This window comes from Bradyrhizobium sp. Ce-3, assembly GCF_022835695.1.
Lineage (GTDB): Bacteria > Pseudomonadota > Alphaproteobacteria > Rhizobiales > Xanthobacteraceae > Bradyrhizobium.
In genome coordinates this window covers 1,345,462-1,371,019 of sequence record NZ_BQUV01000001.1, presented here as the reverse complement: position 1 = coordinate 1,371,019, position 25,558 = coordinate 1,345,462, and the positions used below count along the sequence as shown (strand labels likewise).

The window sequence follows — 25,558 nt, the reverse complement described above, 5'->3', positions numbered from 1 at the left end:
CGCTGCAATGTCAGCGTCAAATCCGCCGGTGAGGATAACGTTTGTATACAAACGTGCAAGCGGCGGCATGCCGCGCTGCAGCGAGTGCACGCTTTATGAACAGGGTGCGCAAGCGAATGGCAGCTTTTGATCGCAAAGGCCGCTTGACAGGTTTGAGACCTGCGCGCAGGATCATTCGTATACGAACGATATAGGCAGGGAGGCGGAAGCGCAGTATGATCGACCGCCACCACAAGTCCAGGCTTGGTCACGATGGCTGACACAATGACCGTCGCCGCCGGCGACAAGATACGCTGCGATGCCTGTCCGGTGATGTGCTACATCAAACCGGGCGCGGCCGGCGCCTGCGACCGTTATGCCAATCACGACGGCACGCTGGTGCGCGTCGATCCGCATGTGGTGCTGGAGCGCACCGTCTCGCATGGCGGCAAGCTGGTGCCGTTCCAGGCGAGCGGCGACTGGGACGGCAAGATCGTCCGTCAGCCCGAACTGTTCGTCACCGCGATCGGCGCCGGCACCACCTATCCGGACTACAAACCGGCGCCCTTCATCGTGTCGTCGGAGGTCGACGGCGTCGATATGGTCACCGTGGTGACCGAGGGCATTTTCTCCTATTGCGGCGTCAAGGTGAAGATCGACACCGATCGCTATCTCGGCCCGGAGACCGCGACCGTGCGCGCCGATGGCGAGGCGGTGGGCCATGTCACGACCAGCGAATACGGCTCGCAGATGCTCTCGCTCGGCGGCGTGCATCATCTGACCGGCGGCTCCAAGAAGGAGGGCCGCGTCACCTGCGACACGCTGATGGACCTCTCCAACTGCAAGGCGGTGGAGCTTGTGATCGACGGCGGCGCCACCGTCGTGGTGCAGGCCGGCAAGCCGCCGATCGTCAATGGCGTGGCGGAAGAGCGCATGCGGGTCGGCTGCGGCTCGGCGACCATCGGCATGTTCGCCAAGCAATGGCACGGCAAGGTCGACGAGGTCGTGGTGGTCGACGACCACATCACCGGCGTGCTGAGCGAGCACCAGGCCGGTAAGCTGCTCGATATCGCCGACACCGGCATCAAGATGAAGGGCCGCCGCTCGACGCCCGGCCGCTATTTCCAGGTCGCCGATCCCGGCACCGGATGGGGCGGCACCAACATCTCCGATCCGCTGTCGATCCTCGGTCCCTTCAATGCCAAGGAAGCGCGGCCGGGGTTGACCATGCTGATGGTCTCGACCACCGGCGAGCATGCGTCCTACTACGTGCTCGACGAGGCGCTGCAGCCGGTCGAGACCGAGATGCCCGCGGACCTCAAATTCTCGGTCGAGCGCATCCAGGAGAATTGCGAGCCGGCGCTGTGCACGGTGCTGTTCATGGGCGGCGCGGGTGGCTCGTTGCGCGCCGGCGTCACCGACAACCCGGTGCGGCTGACCCGCTCGGTCAAGGACGCGCTGACCCGGGTGACCAGCGGTGGCGCACCGGTCTATGTCTGGCCCGGCGGCGGCATCACCTATATGGTCGATGTCACGCAAATGCCGACCGGCGCCTTCGGCTATGTGCCGACGCCGGCACTTGTGGCGCCGATCGAATTCACGATGCGGATGTCGGATTACGCGGCGCTCGGCGGCCATATGGACTTTGTCCGGCCGCTGTCCTCGCTGCGTGACAGCGCCGAGGTCCGCCCGATGCCGGTTCTGCCCGGGCGGCGCGCATGACGAGGCTCCCGCAAATCGCGCTTCTTCCTGACGGCAAGCGGCTGCATTTGCAGGACGGTCCGATTGATCTGGTCATCGAGGCCAAGGGCAGGGACTTGGACGTCAGCGCGGCCTATCAGGCGGCGGCCGAGCGTTTCACCGGTTTGCTCGACGAACTCTGTGCGGAACTCGCCGGGCTGCGCAGTGCGGCTGATCCGCAGCGCTGCACGCTGAAGGGCGCCATCGCACGGCGTATGCATGCGGCAGTCGCGCCGTTCGCCGCCGATTGGTTCATCACGCCGATGGCGGCGGTCGCGGGCTCGGTCGCCGAGGAGATTCTCCGTGCGATGCTGCAGGCCGCGCCGCTCGACCGCGCCTATGTCAACAATGGCGGCGATATCGCCCTGCATCTCGGCGATGGCAAACAGTTCAGCGTCGGCCTGATGGACCGGCCGGACCGCCATGGCGTGATGCGGACCATGACCGTGGAGAGCGACATGCCGGTCCGCGGCATCGCGACCAGCGGCCGGCACGGCCGCAGTTTCTCGCTCGGCATTGCCGATGCCGTCACCGTGCTGGCGCGGACGGCGTCGCAGGCCGATGCCGCGGCGACCGTGATCGCCAATGCGGTCGATCTGCCCAATCATCCCGCGATTCTGCGCGTTCCGGCCAACGAGTTGCAGCCGGACAGCGATCTCGGCGCACGGCTGGTGACGCGCGATGTCGGGCGGCTCGCGGAACACGAGATCGAGCAGGCGCTTGAGGCGGGGGCGGCGCGGGCGCGCGTGCTCCTGATGTCGGGATTGATCGAGGGCGCGGCATTGCGTCTACTGGGCGAAACGCGGTTTGTCGGTGCAACTGGGGCGGGGGCGCCGGTGTCGCACGCGTTTCAAGGAAGAACGTCAGAAATCATGCTGCAGGCATGACCGGGAGCGAAGCAAGATGAGCGCCGTCATTCGCAAGATCGTCACCGTGGTCGAGGAGACCCATCTGGAGATGGGCAAGACCATTGCGCCGCCGACCCGGCGCGCCGCGGCGATCGCCGTGATCGAAAACCCGTTTGCCGGCCGCTATGTCGAAGATCTGGCGCCGCTGATCGCGATTGGCGAGGAACTCGGAGAGTTGCTCTCCAAGCGGGCCGTCGCCGCGCTCGGCATCGACGGCGCCAAGGCACACAGCTACGGCAAGGCTGCCGCCGTCGGCGAGAATGGCGAACTCGAGCACGCGGCCGCGATCTTGCATCCCAAGATGGGCGCGCCGGTGCGCAAGGTGCTCTCCAAGGGCGCGGCGCTGATCCCGTCGTCGAAGAAGCGCTCGGGTCCAGGCACCACGCTGGATATTCCGCTCGGGCACAAGGATGCGGCTTTCGTGCGTAGTCACTTCGACGGCATGGAGGTGCAGATCAACGACGCGCCGCGGGCCAACGAGATCATGGTCGCGGTCGCGGTGACCGACAGCGGCCGGCCGCTGCCGCGCGTCGGCGGGCTGACGGTTTCTGAAGTCAAAGGCGAAGACGGATTGCGATAATCTTTTGAAGAAAAACTGGAGGACGGGATGCGTGGTTATTTCGTAGGGGCGGGATTGGCGATCGCGGTGGCGACCATGGCAACGAGCGCCATGACGACGCAGGCCCTGGCGCAGAGCGAGATCAAGATCGGCGAGATCAACTCCTATTCCTTGCTGCCGGCGTTCACCGAGCCCTATCGCAAGGGCTGGCAGCTCGCGGTGGAGGAGATCAATGCGGCCGGCGGCATCAACGGCAAGAAGCTGGTCGTCGTCTCCAAGGACGACGGCGGCAAGCCGGCCGATGCGCAGACCGCGGCCAACGAGCTGGTGTCGAGCGAGAACGTCGCGATGCTCACCGGTACCTTCCTTTCCAATATCGGCCTCGCGGTCTCTGACTTCGCCAACCAGAAGAAGGTGTTCTTCCTGGCGGCTGAACCTTTGACCGACGCGATCACATGGTCGAAGGGCAACCGCTACACTTTCCGCCTGCGGCCGTCGAACTACATGCAGGCGGCGATGCTGGTGGAGGAGGCGGCAAAGCTGCCCGCAAAACGCTGGGCGACGATCGCGCCGAACTATGAATACGGCCAGTCGGCGGTCGCGGTGTTCAAGAAGCTGATGTCGGAGAAGCGGCCCGATATTCAGTGGGTCGACGAGCAGTGGCCGCCGCAAGGCAAGATCGACGCCGGTCCCGTGGTGCAGGCGGTTGCCGCGGCCAATCCGGAAGCGATCCTCAACGTCACCTTCGGTGCCGACCTCGTCAAGCTCGTGCGCGAAGGCAACACCCGCGGCGTGTTCAAGGGCCGCACGGTGGTGAGCTTCCTGACCGGCGAGCCGGAATATCTCGATCCGCTGAAAGACGAGACGCCCGAAGGCTGGATCGTCACTGGTTACCCCTGGTACTCGATCAAGACGCCAGAGCACGACGCGTTTCTGAAAGCCTATCAGGCCAAGTACAACGACTATCCGCGGCTCGGCTCGATCGTCGGCTACCAGACTATCAAGGCGGCAGCGGCGATCCTCGCCAAGGCCGGTTCGAGCGATCCGGAGAAGCTGATCGCTGCGGCGGAAGGCATCTCGATGCCGTCGCCATTCGGCGAGATCACTTTCCGCAAGATCGATCACCAGTCGACGCTTGGCGCCTTCACCGGCAAGACCGCGCTGAAGGACGGCAAGGGCATCATGGTCGATACCGCCTATCGCAAGGGTTCGGATTATCTGCCCAGCGACGCCGAAATCGAGAAGCTGCGGCCGAAGGATTGAGGCTTCTTCTCCCTCGCCCCGTTCTTACGGGGAGAGGGTCGGGGTGAGGGGCTCCATCCATGAATCGTACTCGTGGAGAGTCTCCCTCACCCGAATTCAGGCTCGCGCGTGAATTCGACCTCTCCCCGCAAGCGGGGCGAGGTGAAGGAAACTGACGCTTGTGATCTCCAACGCGGACCGCCCATGGCCTTCTACATCGTCCAGTTCCTGACCGGTCTTGCCAGCGCGGCGTCGCTGTTCCTGGTCGCTTCGGGTCTGTCGATCATCTTCGGCGTGACGCGGATCGTGAATTTCGCGCACGGCGCGTTCTACATGCTGGGCGCCTATGTCGCCTTCACGCTGACCGAGCGCTTTTCCGGCGCGTTCGGCTTCTGGGGCGGCATCGTCGTCGCGGCGCTGATCGTCGCCGTGATCGGCGTGCTGGTCGAGATGGTGCTGCTGCGCCGGATCTATCATTCGCCCGAACTGTTTCAGTTGCTGGCGACCTTCGGCTTGACGCTGATGGTCGAGGATCTCGTGGTGCTGATCTGGGGGCCCGACGATCTGGTCGGCCGCCGCGCGCCCGGCTTCAAGGGCGCGATCGATTTCTTCGGCCAGAATATTCCGAGCTACGATCTGTTCCTGATCGTGCTGGGGCCGGTCGTGCTCGGCGTGCTCTGGCTCTTGTTCCAGCGCACCCGCTGGGGCGTGCTGGTGCGCGCAGCGACGCAGGACCGCGACATGGTCGCGGCGCTCGGCGTCAATCAGAAGTGGCTGTTCACCAGCGTGTTCGCGCTCGGCGTCTTCCTCGCCGCGCTCGGCGGTGCGCTGCAGATCCCGCGCGATGCGGTCAATCATGCGATGGACCTGCGCGTCATCGTCGAGGTCTTCGTCGTGGTCGTGATCGGCGGCCTCGGCAGCATCATCGGCGCCTTCGTCGCGGCGGTCCTGGTGTCGGAGCTCAACGCCTTCGGCATCCTGATCTTCCCGAAGATCTCCATCATCCTGGTGTTCCTGGTGATGGCGGTGGTGCTGATCGTCCGTCCATGGGGCCTGTTCGGCAAGCCGGAGGCGCCGGCGCGGCGTACGCCGGGCCTGACCGTCAATCCGTGGCGGCCGCTGACGACGAACGAGCGGCTTGCGGCGCTCGCTGCGCTTGTGGTCGCCGCCGCGCTGCCGCTCGTCGCCGGCAATTACCTGCTCACCGTCGGCTCGGAGATCGCGATCTTCGTGATCTTCGCGGTCAGCCTGCACTTCCTGATGTCGGTCGGCGGGCTCGCCTCGTTCGGCCACGCCGCCTATTTCGGCCTCGGCGCCTATGGCGTCGCGCTGCTCGCCAAGATGGCGGGCTTGCCGATGATCGCCTGCCTGCTGCTCGGCCCGCTGCTCGGGCTGATGGGCGCCGCCGTGTTCGGCTTCTTCGCCGTACAACTCTCCGGCGTCTATTTCGCGATGCTGACCCTGGCCTTTGCCCAGATCGTCTGGTCGATCGCGTTCCAATGGGTTTCGGTGACCGGCGGCGACAACGGCATTCTCGGCGTCTGGCCGGAGAAATGGGCGGCGAGCCCGTCGCATTTCTACTGGCTGTCGCTCGGCATCGCCGCGCTTGCGGTCGTGATCCTGCGCATCATCGTGTTCTCGCCGTTCGGCTTTGCACTGCGTGCCACGCGCGACTCGCCGTTGCGCAGCGAAGCGGTCGGCATCGACGGCAAGCGCATCCAGTGGACCGCCTTCGTGATCGCAGGCACGGTCGCCGGCCTCGCCGGCGCGCTGTTCGCCTATCTCAAGGGCAGCGTCTTCCCTGACAACATGGGCATCTCGCTGTCGGTCGATGCGCTGGTCATGGTGCTGCTCGGCGGCGTCGAGACGGTGTCGGGCGCGGTGGTCGGCGCCATCGTCTACAAGGCGCTCAATATCTGGCTGGTCAGCCAGACCGATTGGTCGAAACTCGTGCTCGGCGCGTTCGTCGTGCTGATCGTGGTCGCCTTTCCGAAGGGCATCGTCGGCACGCTGGAAGCGTTGCTGTATCGCCGCCGCAAATCCTCGTCCTCGGTGTCGCCCTTGCTGACCTCCCGCGTCGAGAGCGCCGAATGAGCATGGTCCCCACATTGCTGTCGGTCGAAGGGCTGACCAAATCCTACGGCGGCGTCCATGCCGTGCGCGGCGTCTCGTTCGACCTGCGCGCCGGCGAGATCCTGGCGCTGATCGGGCCGAACGGCGCCGGCAAGAGCACCTGCTTCGACATGCTGAACGGCCAGAACATCCCGGATAGCGGCCGCATCCGCGTGCTCGGCGCAGAGACCACCGGCAAGAAGCCGCGGGTGATCTGGCGGATGGGCGTCGGCCGCACCTTCCAGATCGCGGCGACATTCCCGACCATGACGGTGCGCGAGAACGTCCAGGTCGCGCTGGTCTCGCATGGCGGGCAATTGTTCAACCTTTGGGCCTCGACCGCGCGCCACGCCCGCGACGTGGCCGGGCGGCTGCTCGATCTGGTCGGCATGGGCGCCTATGCCGAGCGGCCCTGCGGCGAGCTGGCCTATGGCGACGTCAAGCGGCTGGAGCTTGCGATCGCGCTCGCCAACCAGCCGAAACTGCTCTTGATGGACGAGCCGACCGCCGGCATGGCGCCGCGCGAGCGCGTCGAGTTGATGCGGCTGACCGCGCGGATCGCGCGCGAGCAGTCGATCGGCGTGCTGTTCACCGAGCACGACATGGATGTGGTGTTCGAGCACGCCGACCGCATCCTGGTGCTGAACCGCGGCAGCCTGATCGCCGAAGGCTCGCCCGAGGAAGTCCGCGGCAACGCCCAAGTGCGGGCGATCTATCTCGGCGAGGGCCTGCTCTATGACGCCCGGCACCGCGAGGGAGCATCGGCATGAAGCTCACGGTGAAGGACCTCAACAGCTTCTACGGTCCGGCGCATATCCTGTTCGACATCGCGCTCGAGGTCGGGGAGGGCGAAGTCGTCGCGCTGCTCGGCCGCAACGGCGCCGGCAAGTCGACCACGTTCCGCTCCATCGTCGGCCTGGTCGAGAACCGCTCGGGCCGTGTGATGTTCGAGGGCCGGGACGTCTCCGAGCTGCCGACGCACGCGATCGTACGCGGCGGGCTCGGCTATGTGCCGGAGGAGCGGCGCATCTTCACGGATTTGACGGTCGAGGAGAATCTCGAGGTCGGCCGGCAGCCGAAACGGCCGGGCGCGCCGCAATGGGACCGCGACAAGCTGTTCAAGCTGTTCCCGAACCTCGGCGAGATGCGCGGCCGGCCCGGCGGGCGGATGAGCGGCGGCGAGCAGCAGATGCTGACGATCGCGCGCACGCTGATGGGCAATCCGTCGCTGGTGCTGCTCGATGAGCCGTCGGAAGGCCTGTCGCCGAAGATCGTCGAGCAGATGGTCGATGCGATCCTGGCGATGAAGAAAGAGGGCGTCAGCATCGTCGTCTCCGAGCAGAATCTGCATTTCGCCCGGCTGATCTCGGATCGCGCCTATATCATCGAGCGCGGCCGGATCTGCTTCGGCGGCACCATGGCGGAGCTCGACGCGCGTCCGGATATCCGTGACGCGCATCTGTCGCTGTAACGGGTGGGGTGGACAATGGCGAGGAGTGCTGCACAGAAGCGAAGCGTCAAGGCGGCCAAGCCGGGTTACGTGCTCGACGACCAGATCGGCTTCATCCTGCGCCAGGTGTCGCAGCGCCACGCCGTGATCTTCGCCCGCGAAATCGGCATCAATCTGACGCCGACGCAGTGGGCGGCGCTCTCGAAGCTGTCGGAGGTCGGCGCGTGCTCGCAGAATCAGCTCGGGCGGCTGACCTCGATGGACGTTGCGACCATCAAAGGCGTGATCGATCGTCTGACCGCGCGCGGCCTGACCGAGACCTCGCCCGATCCCGACGACGGCCGCCGGCTGCAGGTGAGCCTGACGCGCGCCGGCCAGCAGATGGCGGACAAGGCCGCGCCGAATGCGCTTGTGATCTCCAGGGAGACGCTGGCGCCACTCGATGCCAAGGAGCGCGAGACGCTGATGGCCCTGCTCGGCAGGCTGCGGTGATCTTACCCTCCCCCTCCAGGGGAGGATGAAGAAGTGTCGCCTACTTCGCCACGATCTCCGGCACTTTCCCTGCGGGCGGCGTGTTGCGGCTGCGCTGGGTGCGGACGATGCCGTCGATGATGGTCATGCCGATGCCGGGAAGATCGCCGAGCTGAACGCTCTCCAGGATGTTCTTGCCCGGCGAATGCTGCGCCTTGTCCATCAGCACGAAATCGGCGGAGCGGCCGACCTCGATCAGGCCGCAATCGAGCTCGCGCATCCGTGCGGTGTTGCCGGTGGCTAGGCAGAATGCCAGCTCGGCCGGCAGCTCGCCGAGCGAGGACAGCAGCGACACCATGCGCAGGATGCCGAGCGGCTGCACGCCGGAGCCGGCCGGCGCGTCGGTGCCGAGGATGACGCGGTGCAGATCGCCCATCTCGCGCGCGGTGCGCAGCGTGAACAGCGCCGAACGCTCATTGCCGTTATGCACCAGCTCGAGCCCGCGCTTGCAGCCCTCGCAGATGCAGCGGATCTGGTCGTCGGGCAGCGCGGTGTGGCCGCCATTGATGTGGCCGACCACGTCGGTGTCGGCCTCCAGCACCACGTCCTTGTCGATCAGGCCCGAGCCGGGAATCGAAGGTCCTCCGGTGTGGATCGTGCTCTGAATGCCGTATTTGCGCGCCCAGCCGACCATCTTGCGTGCCGTCGGTCCGTCCTTGACGCCGCCGAGCCCGACCTCGCCGAGCAGCTTGACGCCGGCGGCGGCCATTTCCTTGAAATCGTCCTCGACCATCTCGCATTCGATGACGGGCGCGCCGGCATGCACCTTCACGCCGCCCGGCCGCAGCGTCCAGAACGCGCGCTGCGCGAAGATCGCCATCGCCTTGACGCCGACCACGTCGCGCGGCCGCCCGGGCATGTGCACCTCGCCGGCGGAGATCATGGTGGTGACGCCGCCATGCAGATAGCTGTCGATCCAGTTGATCTGGTTCTGCCGCGGCGTCCAGTCGCCGGCGACCGGGTGGACGTGGCTGTCGATCAGGCCGGGCGCGACCGTCGTTCCCATGGCATCGACGATCGTGGTGGCGCCTTCGGTGTCGACGTCCTTGAAGCGGCCGATCGCAGTGATCTTGCCGTTCTCGGCGACGATGGTATCGGCATCCAGGATCGGCTTCTCCAGCGCTCCCGACAGCAATAGCCCGATATTGCGGATCACCAGCTTGCTGGGGCCGGTGGCCTGGGGCGCGTCGTGAGCCATGGGTGTTGTCCTTCTGTTTCTGCCGAATAGCCCGGGAATTTGAGCCCGGCTTGACTTTTCGATCAAGCCGGATTATTCGTTTGTGTACGAATGATCGTATACAAACGATCCGGCCGGTCAACTGGGTTCAAGTCCTTCCGCCGCAGCACAAATCAGGGATTGGTGCGATGAGCAATTTCAACCAGGAAAGCGTCCTCAGCGTCCACCACTGGACCGACACGCTGTTCTCCTTCAAGACCACGCGCAATCCGTCATTCCGTTTCCGCAACGGCGAGTTCACCATGATCGGGCTCAAGGTCGGCGAGAAGCCGCTGCTGCGCGCCTACAGCGTCGCCAGCGCGAACTACGAGGACACGCTCGAGTTCTTCTCGATCAAGGTTCCGGACGGCCCGCTGACCTCGCGCCTCCAGCACCTCAAGGAAGGCGACGAGATCATCGTCAGCCGCAAGGCCACCGGCACGCTCGTCATCGACAACCTCGAGGACGGCCGCAACCTCTATCTGATCGGCACCGGCACCGGCCTTGCGCCGTTCCTCAGCGTGATCAAGGATCCCGAGACCTATGACCGGTTCGAGAAGGTCGTGCTGCTGCACGGCTGCCGCCGCGTCAAGGAGCTCGCCTATGGCGAGATGATCACCGAGAAGCTGCCGCAGGACGAACTGATCGGCGAGCTGGTGCGCGATCAGCTGATCTACTACCCGACCGTGACGCGCGATCCGTTCCGCAACCGCGGCCGCATCACCGACCTCATCACCTCGGGCAAGCTGTTTGCCGACATCGGCCTGCCGGCGCTCGATGCCGCGCATGATCGCGTCATGATCTGCGGCTCGCCGGCGCTGGTCGCCGACACCCGCACGCTGCTCGGCGGCCGCGGCTTCGTCGAGGGCAATCACGGCGAGCCGGCGCAGTTCGTGGTCGAGAAGGCGTTCGCCGAACGTTGATCTTCGCACTGATCTCCAGCCCCGTCATTGCGAGGAGTTTGGGGCAAGATTGCAAAAGCAATTTGCGCTGAAGCGATGAAGCAATCCATCTTCCGGTACAGCCGGGAGTAATGGATTGCTTCGCGTCGCTTGCCGATGATGCGCTAGGGTCTCACCGCGGGCGTCTCGACCGGCATGCCGCGCGCCCGCGACATCAGATAGAGCTCGAGCTCGACCAGCTCCGGCGAGCCGTAATCATAGGCCTGCGCCCGGATGCCGGTGATGCAGGCGCGCAGCCGCCGCTGCAACGACCCGAGTGATTGCCATTCCAGCCGGTACAGCGGATAGCCGGTCGGCTGCCCTTGCGTGATCGGGCTTCCCGCGAGCTTCCTGTCCCAATTATCATCGTGGCAGTTGGCGCAGCCGAGGTTGAGCTGTCCCTGCCGCTGCATGAACAGCGCGTGGCCCTTTTCGACGAACGGCGCCAGCTCCGGATCGTCGTCGGCCGCGATCGGCATGCCGCGCGATTGCTGCGCGACGTAGGCGGATAGCGCCAGCAGCTCACGGCTTTCATAGGCGAACGGCGTTGCCTGCTGATGGTTGGTGCGGCACAGATTGATCCGGCCTTCGAGATCGATCGGCTTTCCGAGCATCTTCTCGAAGGCAGGATAGCGCGCCGCGACGCCCTTCATGCTGACCCGCGCATCATTGTGGCATTCGGCGCAGGCCTTGTCCGCGCTGCCGGCCTTGCGCGTCCACAGCGCTTCGCCGTCGAGCACGGAGAGCATGCCGGGATTGGCGGTGTCCTCGTCCTGCATCGCCTTGGTGTCCGCGCCCATGAAGCTGTAGCCGGAGCGGCGTGCGGCTGGGGGAATCTCCGTGGCGAGCGCCGCGCCCACCATCGCCGCCAGCAGCGCGATGCAGACCGCAATCCTCATTCGACCGTGATCGAAGCCTGCGCGGTCTCCGAAAACCCCTTGTCGCCGATCCATTCGAACTCGAACTTGCCGCTCTCGGTCGCGGTGGTGAAGAAGGTGATGAACGGATTGGCGGCGATCGCTGGAAACAGATCGGCACGGAACACCTCCTGGCCGTTGAAGCGGCACGTGAAGCTCGTGATGATGTCGCGCGCCACCACATCACCCGAGGCGGTGTGGCGATAGCCGGTCTCCATGATATGCGACATCAACGTCTTGATCTCGATGACGTCGCCGCGCCTGGCCTTCTTCGGCACGTTGATCAGGGCCGACGGCATCAGATCGCCTCCTCGGTGCAGGCGGCGAGCGTCACCACGACATCTGCGGTCGCCGACCAGAACGTGTCGTCGGACAGCCGAGCGATGGCGGTGACCTTCTGGCTGTCGGCGAGGCGGATCCGGGTCGACACCTGGGCACGCCCGGCGTGCGGCCCGAGATAGAAATTGCCGATATTCGGCTGCGGGTTCTTCTCGTTGAAGACGTGGATGCTCTTCACATACTCGTCCGCCGTCATCGGGCTCGAGACGCTGATCGTCATCGGCACCGTGTTGCCGTTCTCGACCAGCGGCGGGATGTCGAGCTTGACCTTGCCGGTGCGCACATTGGCTTCGCCGACGATGTTGCGGATCGCGGCCTGCAGCATCGCCGGCGTTGCGTCGACCGGGCGCACGATCACCAGCGCGGCGGCACCTCCGGCGAGGCTCAGAACCGTGCGGCGTGTGGTGTGGTTTGAATTCGCCATTGATTGGTAGGTCCTAGTTCCGCAACGTTACCAGATAGGCCACGATATCCTCGATCTGCTCCGCCGACAGGATCGGCTTGCCGCGCCATGAGGCGCCGACGCGCGCGAGCCCGTCAACGCGATAGTAGGACGGCATGATCGTCGCCGCATTGAGATGCGCCGCATCGACCAGCCGGAGCCGCAACTGTCCTTCCGACCAGCGGCCGCCGCTGCCGCTGAGATTCGGCGCGAGATCGCCCTGGAACGCCTGCTCGGGAAATGGGCCGCTGTGGCAGAGGATGCAAGTGGAGGAACGCTCGACGATCAGCGCACGGCCGCGCGTAACGTCGCCTTTGGTTCCCGTCAGCGAGACCGGAATCGCATCGCCCACGATGCCGTAGGGCCGCAGCTCCTCGGCGCCGGCGGGCGCGCAGGCTGCGAACAGAGCCGCGACGAGGAACGATGTCGGAACGGGCCTAGCCAAAGGCATCTCCCGTGATGGTTCTGAACCAGTCGAGCGCCTGCTCGGCCTCGCGTTGGCGCACCTCGCGCGGCGCGTCGACCGGGCTCGTGGTCACCTCGGCTTCGGCATACTGATCTTCCTTCGGCTGATAGATGCCCTTCAGCGAGAACGCGTAGCCGGGCGCGACCGTGTTGTAGCAGGCGCCATCGAGCCGCGGCGTCTCCGGTGGCTTGCCTGCGAGCGCGTTGACGATCGCGGCGGCGCAGGCCCGGCCTTGCGCCGCCGCCGCGGAGGCGGATTTCGGAATGCCGCCGGCGATCGCGGCGTCGCCGATGACGTGGATGTTGGGAACGAGCTTTGAGGCAAACGTCACGGGATCGATCGGACACCAACCGGTGTGGTCGGCGGCACCGGCGATGTCCGCAATGCGGCCGGCCCGCTGCGGCGGGATCACATTGGCGACTGCGGCGGTGTAATTGCCGAAGTCGGTGACGATCTCGCCGGTCGCTGGATCGACCGACGTGACTCGCCCGCCCTGCGACAGCGCGATCCGTTCGATCATGCCGGGATAGAGTTCCGCCCAGGCCTTCTCGAACAGTTTTTGCTGTGAATAATTGTCCTTGGCGTCGAGCACCAGGATCTTCGACTTCGGCTTTTTCGCCTTGAGATAGTGCGCGATCAGGCTGGCGCGCTCGTAGGGCGCCGGCGGGCAGCGTAGCGGCGCGGCGGGCACCGCGATCACGACGAGGCCGCCATCGTCCATCGCCTCGAGCTGCCTGCGCAGCAGCATGGTCTGCGCGCCGGCCGTCCAGGCATGCGGCATCTTTTCGGCGGCCGCCTCGTCATAGCCGGGCAGGCCATCGAAGTGCATGTCGATACCGGGAGCGAGCACAAGCCGGTCGTACGAGAGCGTCGCGCCATCGGAGAGCGTGACGGTGCGCGCCTGCGCATCGACCTTGGTGGCCGCCTGTGCGGCAACCGTGATGCCGTCGGCCGCGACCTTGTCGTAGCTGAACTGCTGCGCGGAGATCTCGCGCAGGCCTGCGATCACCTCGTTGCTGAACGGGCAGGCGGTGAAAATCTTGTTCGGCTCGATCAGCGTAACCTGGAGATTTGCATCGAGCCGCCGCAGCGCCCGCGCGCACGCCGCGCCGCCAAAACCGCCGCCGATCACCGCGATGCGCGCCGCCGCTTGCGCCAGCGCCGGACGCGCCAATGCCGCCGCTGCGACGACAGCGGCGCCACGGACCACATCCCTGCGCGTCGGATGACGCGTGACGGCCATGCACGAGAATCCGGAAATAGGAAGCGGCGGCCGGTCGGGCCGCCGCCTCGGGTTTGATCAGGCGAAGGAGATGTTCTGGTTGCGCAGCGGGAAAGAGCGGATGCGCTTTCCCGTCGCCGCGAAATAGGCGTTGAGCACCGCCGGCGCGGCGACACCGATGGTCGGCTCGCCGACGCCGCCCCAGAACCCGCCGCTCGGCACCATCACCGATTCCACCTTCGGCATTTCGTTGATCCGCATCGAGTTGTAGGTGTCGAAATTGGTCTGCTCGATGCGGCCGTCCTTCACGGTGCAGCCGCCATAGAACAGCGCGCTGAGGCCATAGACGAACGAGCCCGCGATCTGCCGCTCCACCTGCGCCGGATTGACGACATAGCCGGGATCGGTGGAGGCTACGATACGATGCACCTTGATCTTGCTGCCGTCGGTCACCGAGATCTCGGCGGCGCCGGCAACATAGCTGCCATAGCCCATAACCTGCGCGATGCCGCGTGAGATGCCCTTGGGCGCCGGCGTGCTCCAGCCGATCTTCTCGGCCACGGCGTTGAGCACCGCGAGATGCTTGGGGTTCTTGCCCATCAGCTTGCGGCGAAATTCGAGCGGGTCCTGGCCGGCGGCCAAGGCGAGCTCGTCCATGAAGCATTCCATGTAGATCGCGTTGTGATTGACGTTGACGCCGCGCCAGAAGCCCGGCGGGACGTGCGGGTTGCGCATCGAATGCTCGACCAGCAAATTCGGCACCGAATAGCCGATCGCGGCCTCGCCGGATTGCGCAACGCCCTGGAACGCGGCGGGGTCCATGCCGTTCTGCAGCGCTTCCGGGCGCACCGAGAACAGGATGGATTGTCCCGACAGCCGGTAGTGCAGTGCCACCAGGTTGTTGTCGGCATCGAACGCGCCGGTCAGCTTGCACTGTGTGATCGGGTGATACTTGCCGTGCTGCATGTCCTCTTCGCGCGACCACAACAGCTTGATGGGCGTGCCCGGCATCTGCTTGGCGATCGCCACCGCCTGCCGCACATAGTCGGTCATGCCGCGCCGGCCGAAGCCGCCGCCGAGCATCAGCTTGTGCACGTCGACCTTGTCGGCCGGCAGGCCTGAGGCCTCGAGCGCCGCCGCGAATGCCGCCTCGCCATTCTGTGTGCCGCACCACACCTCGCATTTCTGAGGGGTGTAGAGCACGGTAGCGTTCATCGGCTCCATCGTGGCGTGATTCTGATAGGGGTAGCTGTAGACCGCCTCGACCTTCTTGGCGGCCCCGGCGATCGCCGCTTTTGCGTCGCCATTCTGGTTGCCGATGTAGGCCGGCTGCGCATTGTCGAGACCTTCGGCGAGCCATTTTGCAATCGTCTCGCTGGAGACCTTGGCGTTGTCGCCTTCGTCCCAGACGATCGGCAGCGCATCCAGCGCGGTCTTGGCGTGCCACCAGGTGTCGGCGACGACGGCAACCGCGCTGTCGCCGACCGGCACCACCTTCTTGACGCCCTTCATGCCTGATATCTTGGCTTCGTCGAAGCTCTTCACCTTGCCGCCGAACACCGGGCAATCCTTGATCGCGGCGTTCAGCATGCCCGGCAGCTTGACGTCGATGCCGTAGGTCATTTTGCCGGTGGTCTTGTCGACGGTGTCGAGCCGCTTCAGGCCCTTGCCGGCGATGGTCCAGTCCTTCGGGTCCTTCAGCTTGACGTCGGCCGGCGGCTCGAGCTTGGCGGCGGCTTCCGCGACCTTGCCGTAGGTCGTGGTCTTGCCCGAGGGCGTGTGGGTGATCACGCCGTTGGAGACCTTGCACTCGGTGGCCGGCACCTTCCACTCGTTGGCGGCGGCCTGGATCAGCATCACGCGCGCGGTGGCGCCGCCCTTGCGGACATAGTCCTGCGAGGTGCGGATGCCGCGGCTGCCGCCGGTGGAAAAATCGCCCCAGGCGCGCTTGCGGGCGACGCTCTGGCCGGGCGTCGGGTATTCGGTGGTGACTTTCGACCAGTCGCATTCCAGTTCTTCGGCGACGAGCTGGGCGAGGCCGGTCAGCGTGCCCTGGCCCATCTCGGAGCGGGCGATGCGGATCACCACGGTGTCGTCGGGCCGGATCACGACCCAAGCATTGACCTCAGGAGCGTTCACCTCGGGCGCGCCGTCGGCCGCGCGCACCACGGCGGGACCGCCGAACGGCAGATCGAGGCCAAGCGCGAGGCCTGCGCCGGCGGTTGCGGTGCCGATCACGAAGGCGCGACGGTTGAGTTTGGGCATCAGATGCTGGTTGACTTGCAAATTCATGGCTGCCTCCTCACGCGTTCGCGGCAGCATGAATCGCCTCGCGCACCTGCTGGAAGGTGCCGCAGCGGCAGATATTGGTAATGGCGTCGTTGATGTCGTCGTCTGATGGCTTCGGGTTTTCCTTCAACAGCGCCGCGACCGCCATGATCATGCCGCTCTGGCAATAACCACACTGCGGCACGTCGTTTGCGATCCAGGCGAGCTGCACCTTGTGCATCACGCCGCCCGCGGCGAGGCCCTCGATGGTGGTGATGTCCTTGCCGGCCGTCTCGCCGACCGTGACGCCGCAGGAGCGCATCGCGACGCCGTCGACATGCACGGTGCAGGCGCCGCATTGTGCAATGCCGCAGCCGTATTTGGTCCCCGTCAGTCCGACATTCTCTCTGATCGCCCAGAGCAGTGGCGTGTCGTCCTCGACGTCTACTGTGATTGTCTTGCCGTTGATTTTGAGGTTTGCCATCGCGATCCCCTGAATGGTCCGATCCTCCGATCGAACTCCGCCGCGATGTTGGCCTTGAAACTGGAACGGTTCAAATCAAGAAAATGCGCTCGCAGCGCGGAAGAAAGTTGATGCTGTGGTGTTTGGCCGCGCCCTGCGCGCGCAACATGCCTGTCATGATTTTTGCGGCGCGGCGACGGCAAGGCGCAGGAAGCTCATGACCGCGCCCAGCGCGGCAAATCCGGCACCCAGCGCCAGCGCGACCGTGGCGCCTTCGCGGTCGGCCAATGCGAAGCAGAGGGCGGCCAGCGCAGCACCGGTGGTCTGCCCGGTCAGCCGCGCGGTCGCGACGATGCCGCTGGCGCTGCCGCTGCGATGCGACGGGGCACTCGACATGATCGCCTTCATGTTCGGGGTCTGGAAGAAGCCGAAGCCGATGCCGCAGATCATCGTGCGCCAGACGATGTTGGCGACGCTGGGCTCCGTCGGCAGGGTCGCAAGCAGCACCATACCAAGCCCGAGCAGCAGCATGCCGATGCCGCCGAGGATGCCGGCCGGATAACGATCCGACAGCCGGCCGCCGATCGGCGCCATGAAGGCGACCACCAGAGGCCAGGGCGTCATGAAGAAGCCGGTCTCGACCTGCGACCGGTGCAGGATGTCCTCGAAGTAGAACGGCAGCGAGACGAAGGCGAGGCCCTGCACGGCGAATGAGCAGACCGCGGTCGCGGCCGACAGCGCGAAGATCGGCCGGCGGAACAGATCGATCGGCAGCATCGGCGCCGGATGATCGGCATGCCGCCGGGTCAAGATCCAGCCGAACAGGACGGCGCCGATCAGCTCGGCGATGACCAGCGCAGGCGCGGTCTTGTGCGCGGCGCTGCCGATACCGATGATGAACAGGCCGAGGCAGGCGCAGGCCAGCGCGGCGCCGGTGAAGTCGAAGGCATGGGTGGCGCGCGGTGTCTTTGGCAGCGTCTTGATGCCGATCAGCAACGCGACGACGCCGAACGGAATGTTGACGGCGAACAGCCAGGGCCACGGGCCGAGCGCGAGGATCCCGGAGGCAATCGTCGGCCCCAGCGTAAAGGCGGTCGCCACCACGAGTGCATTGTGGCCGAAGCCGCGGCCGAGCATCCGGCTCGGATAGACGAACCGCACCAGCGCGGTGTTGACGCTCATCAAGCCGCTGGCGCCGAGCCCCTGCAGGGTGCGCGCGACCAAAAGGCTCGGCAGCGACCACGCAAGCGCACAGCCGAGCGACGCTAATGTGAACAGCAGCAGGCCGGCGAGATAGATCCGCTGGTGGCCGACGATTTCGCCGAGCGCACCGAGTGGCAGCAGCGTCGCGACCAGGGCAATCTGGTAGACGTTGACGACCCAGACCACTTCCGCAGGGCTGACATGCAGATCGTTGGCGATCGCCGGCAGCGCGATGTTGGCGATCGCGGTATCGAGCGAGGCCATCGCCAGCGCCGTGAAGATCGCGGCCACCGCCCAGCGCCGCCGTTCCCAAGGCAATCCATCGGTGATCGGCGCCGCGGCTGCGGTGGTCGGGGTCTTCTCGAGCATGTCTGAAAATGTCTCCGGACCGCCATGTACTACGGCACCATCCCGTTCCCCAGCCGCGCCATTGCATGATGCGTATGCGAAGCGGCCTTGCCGGGAGCGTGCCGGCGGACTGCGGACTTGGGCGGTCGGGGCGGAAGGGCGAGAATGCGAAAACTGCGTCCCCATCCTCATCTGTCATCGCCCGGCCTCGACCGGACGATCCAGCCAAGTTGATGTGTCGGCTATGTCTCCGAACACCCGTCAGTGATCTGTCCGGACTAAACAATGCGCGGGTGATGACACCGAACGAGCTGTTCGACAGCTGAAATCAGGCTGCTTAGCAATTCTTGTTCCCGCGCTGCGTCACAGAAACGCGGCGAGGCGACTTTCGGATAGCTTGCGTCACAGTCGCGATCGACTACGCTTGGTATACAAGCAGGGCCGACGTCAGATCGGACCGCAAGAGGGAAGAGCGCATTGCACGGACAGGCCGACCGGCGCAGCGAAGCCATGCGAAGCGCCGGCGAGGGAACCCGGCGCCGCGCATTCACGACCCTCTGGGTCACAGCGCTGCTGGCGATCCTGGCCTTCCTGGTGATCTATCCCGTTTTCATGCTGCTGCTCGGTGCGCTCACCGACACCAATCCGGTGGTCGACGGCATCCGTCTCAGCCTGAGCCATCTGTCGATCGCCAATTTCCTCGCGGTGCTCGCCAATCCGAATGTCGCCGAGGCGCTGCTCAACACGCTGATCGCCTGCGGCGGCGGTACCGTGATCGCGGTCGCGATCGGGCTGTTGTTCTCCTGGATCGTGGTTCGCACCAACACGCCGTTCAAGGGCTTCATCGCCGCGGCCAGCATCCTGCCGCTGTTCGCGCCGCCGCTGGTGGCGGGCGTGGCCTGGGCCATCCTCGGCTCGCCGAAGACCGGCCTGATCAACACGATGTTCAAGTGGATGGGCTCGGACTTTCGCATCGATCTCTATTCGATGTGGGGCCTGGTGTTCGTGTTCGGCATCTACTACGCGCCCTATGTCTACATGTTCACCTCGTCGGCGCTGCGCAACATGGATCCGAGCCTGGAGGAGGCCGCGGAGATTTCCGGCGCCAGCGCGTTCGCCACCCTGTTCACGGTGACATTCCCGCTGATCATGCCGGCGATCGTCTCCGGCATGCTGCTGTCGTTCATCGTGATGCTCGGCATCTACGGCATCCCGGCCGTGCTCGGTGCGCCGACCAATCTGAACGTGCTGACGACCTACATCTTCAAGCTCACCAACTGGTCGCCGCCGCTCTACAACACCGCAGCCGCCGTCGCGATCATCCTGATGGTGGTCACGGGGTTGCTGGTCTATCTGCAGCAGAAATTGCTCAGCGGGCGCAGCTATACGACCGTCGCCGGCAAGGCGTTCCGGCCGCGCAGCCTCGATCTCGGACCGTGGCGCTGGCTCACATTCGGGCTCGGGATCGCCTATCTCCTCGTCGTCGTTGTGCTGCCGTCGCTGGCGCTGATCGTTGCGGCGTTCCGCAAATTCATGTTCATCCGCGACGCAGCCAGCCTGTTCGACATGCGGCAATATTCGCTGACGCATTTCGAGAGCATTTTCGACAATCCGCTGACCCTGAAGTCGATCTACAATGCGCTGGAGGTCGGCATCATCACCGCAATTGTCGGCGGCGCGCTGGCCTTTACGATCGGCTACACCATCCATCGCACCCGCGTCGCCGGACGCGGCGCCATCGATCTGATCTCGACGCTGCCGGTCGCGATCCCCGGTCTGGTGGTCGGCGTCGCCTATCTCTGGGCCTGGATCGGCGTGCCGGGCGGACTCTACGGCACGATCTGGATTCTCGCGCTCGCCTTCATCGCGCGCTTCATGCCCGACACCGTGAAGGCGCTGTCGACCTCGTTCCTGCAGATCCATCGCGAACTCGAGGAGGCCGCCTGGGTTTGCGGCCGCGGCATGCTCGGCACCATCGCGACGATCGTGCTGCCGCTGGCGCGGCCTGGCGTGCTGGCGTCGATGACGCTGCTGTTCGTGCTGGCGATCCGCGAGCTCGGCTCGTCGCTGTTCCTTTACACCAGCAACACCATGGTGATGTCGGTGCTGCTGCTCGACTATTACGAAGGCGGCAACATCGGCAAGACCGCGGCCTTCAGTCTGGTCCAGACGGTGCTGCTCGGCGTGCTGATCGGCGGCGCCAACTGGCTGTCGCGCGGGGCGGCGCAGGGCAACGTGGCGCGGACTGGATAACAATAAGGGGAGGATGGGCGATGGATAGACGAACCTTCACCACATTGGCTTTGGCGAGCGTCGCGGCGCTCGTGCTGGCGCCGGCAGCGCGAGCCCAGGAGTTCGGTTCGGCGGAGTTGATCGCGGCCGCGAAGGCCGAAGGCAAGCTCGTGTTCTACACGGCGAATTTCGCCGAGATCGAGCAGCAGGTGATCAAGGCCTTCAACAAGCGCTTCCCCGAGATCAAGGTCGAGATGGTCCGCGCGCCCGGCGGCCAGCTGATCACCCGCGTCAAGACGGAAGCCGCCGCAGGCAAGCTGATCGCCGATGTCGTCGACCATTCGGATCGCGCGCTGATGCAGCCGCTGGAGGATCTGTTCCAGGATTACGCGCCGCCGAACGCGGCCGACTATGATACGCACGCGCTGATCTCGCCAAAACTCTGGCCGCGCGCCACCATCGCCTGGTCGATCGGCTACAACACCGAATTGGTGAAGGATCCGCCGAAATCCTGGATGGACCTGACCAAGCCGCAATATGACAAGCTGATCGGGCAGGTGTTCGCGCAATCCGGCGGCACCACCTGGACCCGGATCATGTTCGAGCGGCAGGTGCTCGGCGAGGATTACTGGGCCAAGCAGGCCGCGACCCATCCCGTGCTCTATCCCTCCGGCGCGCCGACCGCCGATGCTCTGGTGCGCGGCGAGATCGCGATCGCGCCGCTGCTCTACAACGTGATCTACCAGAAGAAGAAGGACGGCGCGCCGATCGAGATCTTCTTCCCGCCCGAGGGATCTCCGGTCAATCCCTATGCGAGCGGCATTCCGAAGACGGCGGCGCATCCCAATGCGGCCAAGTTGTTCCTGAACTGGTGCCTGTCGAAGGAAGGACAGACCTTCATGATCAAGGAGCTCGGTAATCTCACCTCGTTGAAGGAGCCGCCGGCATTTCCGGAAGGGTTCGATCCCAAGGTGGTCAAGCTGTGGTATCCGAAGTTCGACGACTACGTGAAGCTGCACGCAGCGTGGGTGGCGGACTGGGACAAGACGTTCGGATACCGGCAATAGGCGGCGAGGTTAGCGATGACGGCGACGCTCGAAGTCACCGACCTCAGGAAGCAGTTCGCGATCGGCCGCCCGGCCATCGATGGCGTCAGCTTTGGCGTGCCGGCCGGCGAGATCGTGGTGCTGCTCGGGCCGTCCGGCTGCGGCAAGACCACGACGCTGCGTTGCGTCGCCGGGCTCGAGCATCCGACCGACGGCGAGATCAGCATTTCCGGCCGGGTGGTGTCGTCGCCGGTGCGCGGCATTTTGGTGCCGCCGCGCGCGCGCAACCTCGGCATGGTGTTCCAGTCCTATGCGGTGTGGCCGCACATGACGGTGCGGCAGAACGTGATCTATCCGCTGAAGCACCGCACGGTCGCGCGGGCCGATGCCGCCCGCATGGTCGAGGACGCGCTGGCGCTGGTCGGGCTGTCCGACTATGCCGACCGGCCGGTGGTGGCGCTGTCGGGCGGGCAGATGCAACGCGTCGCGCTGGCGCGCAGCATGGTGTACCGGCCGCAACTGCTGCTGCTCGACGAGCCGCTGTCGAACCTCGATGCCAAACTGCGTCTGCGGCTGCGCGACGACCTTCGCGTCATTCTCAAGCAGACCGGCATGACCGCGCTCTATGTCACCCACGATCAGGCCGAGGCGGTGGTGCTTGGCGACCGGATCGGCGTCATGCGCGACGGCAAGCTGTTGCAGATGGATACGCCCGACGTGATCTATAACCGCCCGGCCGATCTGTTCGTCGCCAATTTCACTGGCGCCACCAACGAGCTCGCCGGCCGGCTCGTGGCTTGCAACGATGGATATGGCACGGTCGATTTCGGCGATGGCCGGCAAGGCGAGGTCGCCCTGTTCCAGCCGCTGGCACCCGACGAGAAGGTCCGCGTGGCGCTGCGGCCGGAGAACATCGCGATCGGCCGGCCCGATGGCGCGAATACATTCTCGGCGAAGGTGCTCGACCGTCGCTACCAGGGCACCCAGACCGCCTACGGCATCGAGCTGTTCGGCAAGCGGCTGGAGGCGATCGAGCTCGGCACCGCCGCGCGCCATCAGGTCGGCGTCGAGGCACGGGTCGCTTTGCCGCGCGAATGCCTGTGGGCTTACCGCGACAGCGGGCCGGCGTCACAGGACTAGCTGCCGACGCGCCGCCTAGCCTTCCTCGACCAGCGCGCGGATGCTGCGGGCGAGGCCGAGGATGCGCGGGCCGCATTCGCGCCCGATCTGCTCGGCGCTGAAGCGGTAGGAGGGAACGCCGCAATTGACCGACAGGCATTCGCCGCTCGGTGTGCGGTAGAGCGGGGCGGCGACGCCGAAGATCTCGCGCCGCCATTCGCCGAGCGAGATGGCAAAGCCGCGCTCGCGGCACAATTCGACGTCGGGCAAGGTGCGCTTCTGCACGTAGTCGAACTCGTCGGGACGCTCGGCCTTGACGCGCGCGACATAGGCGTCGAGCTCCTCGTCGGTGAACAGCGACAGCAGCGCGCGCCCGACCGCGGTCGGCGCCAGCGTGCTGACGAAGCCGACATCGGGCACATGCGGCGCGGTGTCCGTCGTGCGCAGCGTCTCGACATAGATGAAGTCGATCCCGAACGGCATCGCGATCGACACGGTGCCGCCGGCATAGGTCGCGAAATCGCGCATCAAGGGACGCGCGAGCTGGCGCACTTTCAGCGAGGACAGCACCGGATAGGCGGCGGCGAGCGCGCCAAGCCCGAGCACGAAGCGGCCCTTGGCGTCGCGCCTGAGATAGCCGAGCTGCTCCAGCGTGTAGGTCAGCCGCGACACCGTCGGCCGCGACAGCCCGGTATGCAGCGCCAGTTCGGCGTTCGACAGCGAGCCCGGGTGGCGGCGAAACGCCGCCAGCACGTCGAGCCCGTGGGCCAGCGTGGTCGCGAAGGACGGATCTGCCTGAATTTCGGCAGGGGAAGATGCTGTCATACGGAATATTGATCTCGGATGGGCTGATTTGTCAATATATCGAAATGAATTTGCAAATCGTGTCGATATCTGGTTATCTGCCCGCATAAAGACAAAGAACCGCTGGAGCGAGGCGCCCTCCGATGACGATGACCGAGCAAGCCCGAGACGCAAAGCCCGCCGCGATCGACAAGGAGCGGCTGCGCCTGAAGTATCAGGAGGAGCGCAACAAGCGGCTGCGTCCTGACGGCAACGACCAGTACCTGCAGATCAAGGGCCAGCTCGCGCATTATCTCGACGATCCCTACACGCCGGTGGTCGAGCGCGCGCCGAAGACCGACCACGTCACCTTCGCCTTCATCGGCGGCGGCTTTGCCGGGCTCGCCACCGCGGCGCGGCTGACCGAGGCCGGCGTTAAGGACGTCCGCATCGTCGAGAAGGGCGGCGACTTCGGCGGCACCTGGTACTGGAACCGGTATCCCGGCGCGCAATGCGACACGGCGTCGATGGTCTACATGCCGCTGCTCGAAGAGACCGGCCACATGCCGTCGGAGAAGTACGCGCATGCGCCGGAAATCCTGGCGCATTGCCAGCGGATCGGCCGGCAATTCAATCTCTACGACAACGCGCTGTTTCATACCGAGGTGACGAGTCTCGACTGGGACGCTGCGCAATCGCGCTGGATCATCCGCACCACGAGGGGCGATGCCTTCACCGCGCAATATGTCGGCATCGGCACCGGCCCGCTGCACGTGCCGAAGCTGCCCGGCATTCCCGGCATCGAGCGTTTCAGGGGCCACTCGTTCCATACCAGCCGCTGGGAATACGACTACACCGGCGGCGACCCCAAGGGCGCGCCGATGGACAAGCTTGCCGACAAGCGGGTCGGCATCATCGGCACCGGTGCTACGTCGGTGCAGTGCATTCCGCACCTCGCGCGTGCGGCGAAGGAGCTCTACGTGTTTCAGCGCACGCCGTCGTCGGTCGACGTGCGCGGCAACGGCCCGATCGATCCGGACTGGTTCGCCGATATCGCGACGCCGGGCTGGCAGCAGCGCTGGCTGGAGAACTTCACCGCCAATCAGGCCGGCGGATCGGCCGAGGAAGATCTGGTGCAGGATGGCTGGACCGACCTGTCGAAGCGGATCCGCGCCAAGGTCATAATGCTGCCGCGCGAGCAGCGGACCGTGGAAAACATGCGCGCGGTGTTCGAGGATTCCGACTTCGAGAAGATGGAGGAAATCCGCAACCGGATCGATACCATCGTGAGCGATCCGAAGACGGCGAGCAACCTGAAGGCCTGGTACGGCCAGCTCTGCAAGCGGCCATGCTTCCACGACGCCTATCTGCAGGCCTTCAACACCCCCGGCACCCATCTGGTCGATACCGACGGCAAGGGCGTCGAGGAGATCACCGAGAACGGGATCGTCGTTACGGGCAAGGAATACCAGCTCGACTGCATCATCTACGCGTCCGGCTTCGAGGTCGGCACCGAGTACAAGCGGCGGGCGGGTTTCGATGCGACGGGCCGCGACGGCATCAAGCTGTCGGAGTATTGGGCCGAGGGCATGCGCACCAAGCACGGTATCCATGTGCATGGCTTCCCCAACCTGTTCTTCGTGCAGCCGACGCAGGGCGCCAACCTGATCTCCAATGTGCCGCATAACCTGACGGAGGCGGCGCGCACCATCGCCCTGATGGTCGGTCACGCACAGGACAACGGCTTCAAGGAAATCGAGGTCAGCAAGGACGCCGAGGACCGCTGGGTCGAGCTGCTGCTGACCGCGGTCGGCCGGATGATCGGCGGGCCCGATTGCACGCCCGGCTACTACAACAATGAGGGACGCGAGCCGGGGCGTGCGGCCAAGCTCAATGTCGGCTATCCGGCGGGCGCATTGGCCTACTTCAAATATATCGACGGCTGGCGCCGCAGCGGCGAGTTCGAAGGCGTGCAATTCCGCTGAGGGAAGCGCGATCGCGACTGATGTCCGGCAATTAAGGGAGTGCTCGA

At 65.5% G+C, this 25,558-nt stretch carries 23 protein-coding genes; 13 read left to right on the top strand and 10 right to left on the bottom strand.

Annotation, left to right across the window (positions count from 1 at the left end):
• Window positions 1-252: 252 nt before the first annotated feature.
• From BRSPCE3_RS06190 to BRSPCE3_RS06155, 8 genes are all read left to right on the top strand, one after another.
• Window positions 253-1,701 (top strand): 6-hydroxynicotinate reductase, encoded by a 1,449-nt coding sequence (locus BRSPCE3_RS06190; RefSeq protein WP_244064901.1) that lies wholly within the window; start codon window positions 253-255, stop codon window positions 1,699-1,701.
• On the top strand, window positions 1,698-2,606 hold the full coding sequence (locus BRSPCE3_RS06185) for a UPF0280 family protein (protein ID WP_244064900.1): 909 nt from the start codon (window positions 1,698-1,700) through the stop codon (window positions 2,604-2,606). The genes BRSPCE3_RS06190 and BRSPCE3_RS06185 overlap by 4 nt, the downstream gene beginning before the upstream one ends.
• A gap of 16 nt (window positions 2,607-2,622) precedes the next feature.
• On the top strand, window positions 2,623-3,207 hold the full coding sequence (locus BRSPCE3_RS06180) for an amino acid synthesis family protein (protein ID WP_244064899.1): 585 nt from the start codon (window positions 2,623-2,625) through the stop codon (window positions 3,205-3,207).
• Window positions 3,208-3,234: 27 nt separating this feature from the next.
• On the top strand, window positions 3,235-4,449 hold the full coding sequence (locus BRSPCE3_RS06175) for an ABC transporter substrate-binding protein (protein WP_244064898.1): 1,215 nt from the start codon (window positions 3,235-3,237) through the stop codon (window positions 4,447-4,449).
• 183 nt (window positions 4,450-4,632) lie between these two features.
• Complete coding sequence (locus tag BRSPCE3_RS06170; protein ID WP_244064897.1) at window positions 4,633-6,522, top strand: ABC transporter permease; 1,890 nt, start codon at window positions 4,633-4,635, stop codon at window positions 6,520-6,522.
• Window positions 6,519-7,310: an ABC transporter ATP-binding protein gene (locus BRSPCE3_RS06165; protein ID WP_244064896.1), complete on the top strand. Its 792-nt coding sequence runs from the start codon at window positions 6,519-6,521 to the stop codon at window positions 7,308-7,310. The genes BRSPCE3_RS06170 and BRSPCE3_RS06165 overlap by 4 nt, the downstream gene beginning before the upstream one ends.
• Entirely contained in the window at window positions 7,307-8,011 is a 705-nt protein-coding gene (locus tag BRSPCE3_RS06160) for an ABC transporter ATP-binding protein (protein WP_097670354.1), read from the top strand. The genes BRSPCE3_RS06165 and BRSPCE3_RS06160 overlap by 4 nt, the downstream gene beginning before the upstream one ends.
• A 15-nt stretch (window positions 8,012-8,026) precedes the next feature.
• Window positions 8,027-8,482 carry a MarR family winged helix-turn-helix transcriptional regulator gene (locus BRSPCE3_RS06155; RefSeq protein ID WP_244064895.1) on the top strand — a complete coding sequence of 152 codons (456 nt, stop codon included), beginning with the start codon at window positions 8,027-8,029 and terminating at the stop codon, window positions 8,480-8,482.
• 40 nt (window positions 8,483-8,522) lie between these two features.
• Here BRSPCE3_RS06155 and BRSPCE3_RS06150 read toward each other — a convergent pair whose 3' ends face one another.
• Window positions 8,523-9,719, bottom strand: a complete 1,197-nt coding sequence (locus tag BRSPCE3_RS06150; protein ID WP_244064894.1) for an amidohydrolase family protein — start codon at window positions 9,717-9,719, stop codon at window positions 8,523-8,525.
• A gap of 167 nt (window positions 9,720-9,886) precedes the next feature.
• Between BRSPCE3_RS06150 and BRSPCE3_RS06145 the strand changes: the two genes are divergently transcribed.
• Window positions 9,887-10,660: a ferredoxin--NADP reductase gene (locus BRSPCE3_RS06145; protein WP_207836068.1), complete on the top strand. Its 774-nt coding sequence runs from the start codon at window positions 9,887-9,889 to the stop codon at window positions 10,658-10,660.
• Window positions 10,661-10,803: 143 nt separating this feature from the next.
• Here the strand turns inward: BRSPCE3_RS06145 and soxA are convergent, their stop codons facing one another.
• From soxA to BRSPCE3_RS06105, 8 genes are all read right to left on the bottom strand, one after another.
• Complete coding sequence (soxA, locus tag BRSPCE3_RS06140; RefSeq protein WP_244064893.1) at window positions 10,804-11,577, bottom strand: sulfur oxidation c-type cytochrome SoxA; 774 nt, start codon at window positions 11,575-11,577, stop codon at window positions 10,804-10,806.
• Complete coding sequence (gene soxZ / locus BRSPCE3_RS06135; RefSeq protein WP_244064892.1) at window positions 11,574-11,894, bottom strand: thiosulfate oxidation carrier complex protein SoxZ; 321 nt, start codon at window positions 11,892-11,894, stop codon at window positions 11,574-11,576. Before soxZ ends, soxA begins: the two co-directional genes overlap by 4 nt.
• Window positions 11,894-12,358, bottom strand: a complete 465-nt coding sequence (locus tag BRSPCE3_RS06130; RefSeq protein ID WP_244064891.1) for a SoxY-related AACIE arm protein — start codon at window positions 12,356-12,358, stop codon at window positions 11,894-11,896. Before BRSPCE3_RS06130 ends, soxZ begins: the two co-directional genes overlap by 1 nt.
• A gap of 13 nt (window positions 12,359-12,371) precedes the next feature.
• Window positions 12,372-12,827, bottom strand: coding sequence for a sulfur oxidation c-type cytochrome SoxX (gene soxX, locus BRSPCE3_RS06125; RefSeq protein WP_244064890.1), 456 nt, complete (start codon window positions 12,825-12,827; stop codon window positions 12,372-12,374).
• A complete protein-coding gene (locus tag BRSPCE3_RS06120) occupies window positions 12,814-14,085 on the bottom strand; it encodes an NAD(P)/FAD-dependent oxidoreductase (protein WP_244064889.1) in 1,272 nt (423 codons plus the stop codon). The genes soxX and BRSPCE3_RS06120 overlap by 14 nt, the downstream gene beginning before the upstream one ends.
• Before the next feature lie 57 nt (window positions 14,086-14,142).
• Window positions 14,143-16,356 carry a xanthine dehydrogenase family protein molybdopterin-binding subunit gene (locus BRSPCE3_RS06115; RefSeq protein WP_244064888.1) on the bottom strand — a complete coding sequence of 738 codons (2,214 nt, stop codon included), beginning with the start codon at window positions 16,354-16,356 and terminating at the stop codon, window positions 14,143-14,145.
• Window positions 16,357-16,366: 10 nt separating this feature from the next.
• The gene (locus BRSPCE3_RS06110) at window positions 16,367-16,816 is read right to left on the bottom strand and encodes a (2Fe-2S)-binding protein (RefSeq protein ID WP_244064887.1); all 450 of its coding nucleotides are present in this window, start codon (window positions 16,814-16,816) and stop codon (window positions 16,367-16,369) included.
• 153 nt (window positions 16,817-16,969) lie between these two features.
• Window positions 16,970-18,367, bottom strand: coding sequence for an MFS transporter (locus BRSPCE3_RS06105; protein ID WP_244064886.1), 1,398 nt, complete (start codon window positions 18,365-18,367; stop codon window positions 16,970-16,972).
• 456 nt (window positions 18,368-18,823) lie between these two features.
• On the opposite strand from BRSPCE3_RS06105, the gene BRSPCE3_RS06100 reads away from it, so the two are divergent.
• From BRSPCE3_RS06100 to BRSPCE3_RS06090, 3 genes are read left to right on the top strand one after another with little or no spacing between them, the layout of a single operon-like run.
• Window positions 18,824-20,599: an iron ABC transporter permease gene (locus tag BRSPCE3_RS06100; RefSeq protein WP_244064884.1), complete on the top strand. Its 1,776-nt coding sequence runs from the start codon at window positions 18,824-18,826 to the stop codon at window positions 20,597-20,599.
• Window positions 20,600-20,619: 20 nt separating this feature from the next.
• Window positions 20,620-21,645, top strand: a complete 1,026-nt coding sequence (locus BRSPCE3_RS06095; protein ID WP_244064882.1) for an ABC transporter substrate-binding protein — start codon at window positions 20,620-20,622, stop codon at window positions 21,643-21,645.
• A gap of 15 nt (window positions 21,646-21,660) precedes the next feature.
• Window positions 21,661-22,764, top strand: coding sequence for an ABC transporter ATP-binding protein (locus BRSPCE3_RS06090; RefSeq protein WP_244064880.1), 1,104 nt, complete (start codon window positions 21,661-21,663; stop codon window positions 22,762-22,764).
• A 15-nt stretch (window positions 22,765-22,779) separates the two neighbouring features.
• Here BRSPCE3_RS06090 and BRSPCE3_RS06085 read toward each other — a convergent pair whose 3' ends face one another.
• On the bottom strand, window positions 22,780-23,568 hold the full coding sequence (locus BRSPCE3_RS06085; protein WP_244064878.1) for an IclR family transcriptional regulator: 789 nt from the start codon (window positions 23,566-23,568) through the stop codon (window positions 22,780-22,782).
• Between the two features lie 122 nt (window positions 23,569-23,690).
• On the opposite strand from BRSPCE3_RS06085, the gene BRSPCE3_RS06080 reads away from it, so the two are divergent.
• The gene (locus BRSPCE3_RS06080) at window positions 23,691-25,511 is read left to right on the top strand and encodes an NAD(P)/FAD-dependent oxidoreductase (RefSeq protein ID WP_244064877.1); all 1,821 of its coding nucleotides are present in this window, start codon (window positions 23,691-23,693) and stop codon (window positions 25,509-25,511) included.
• Window positions 25,512-25,558: the final 47 nt, after the last annotated feature.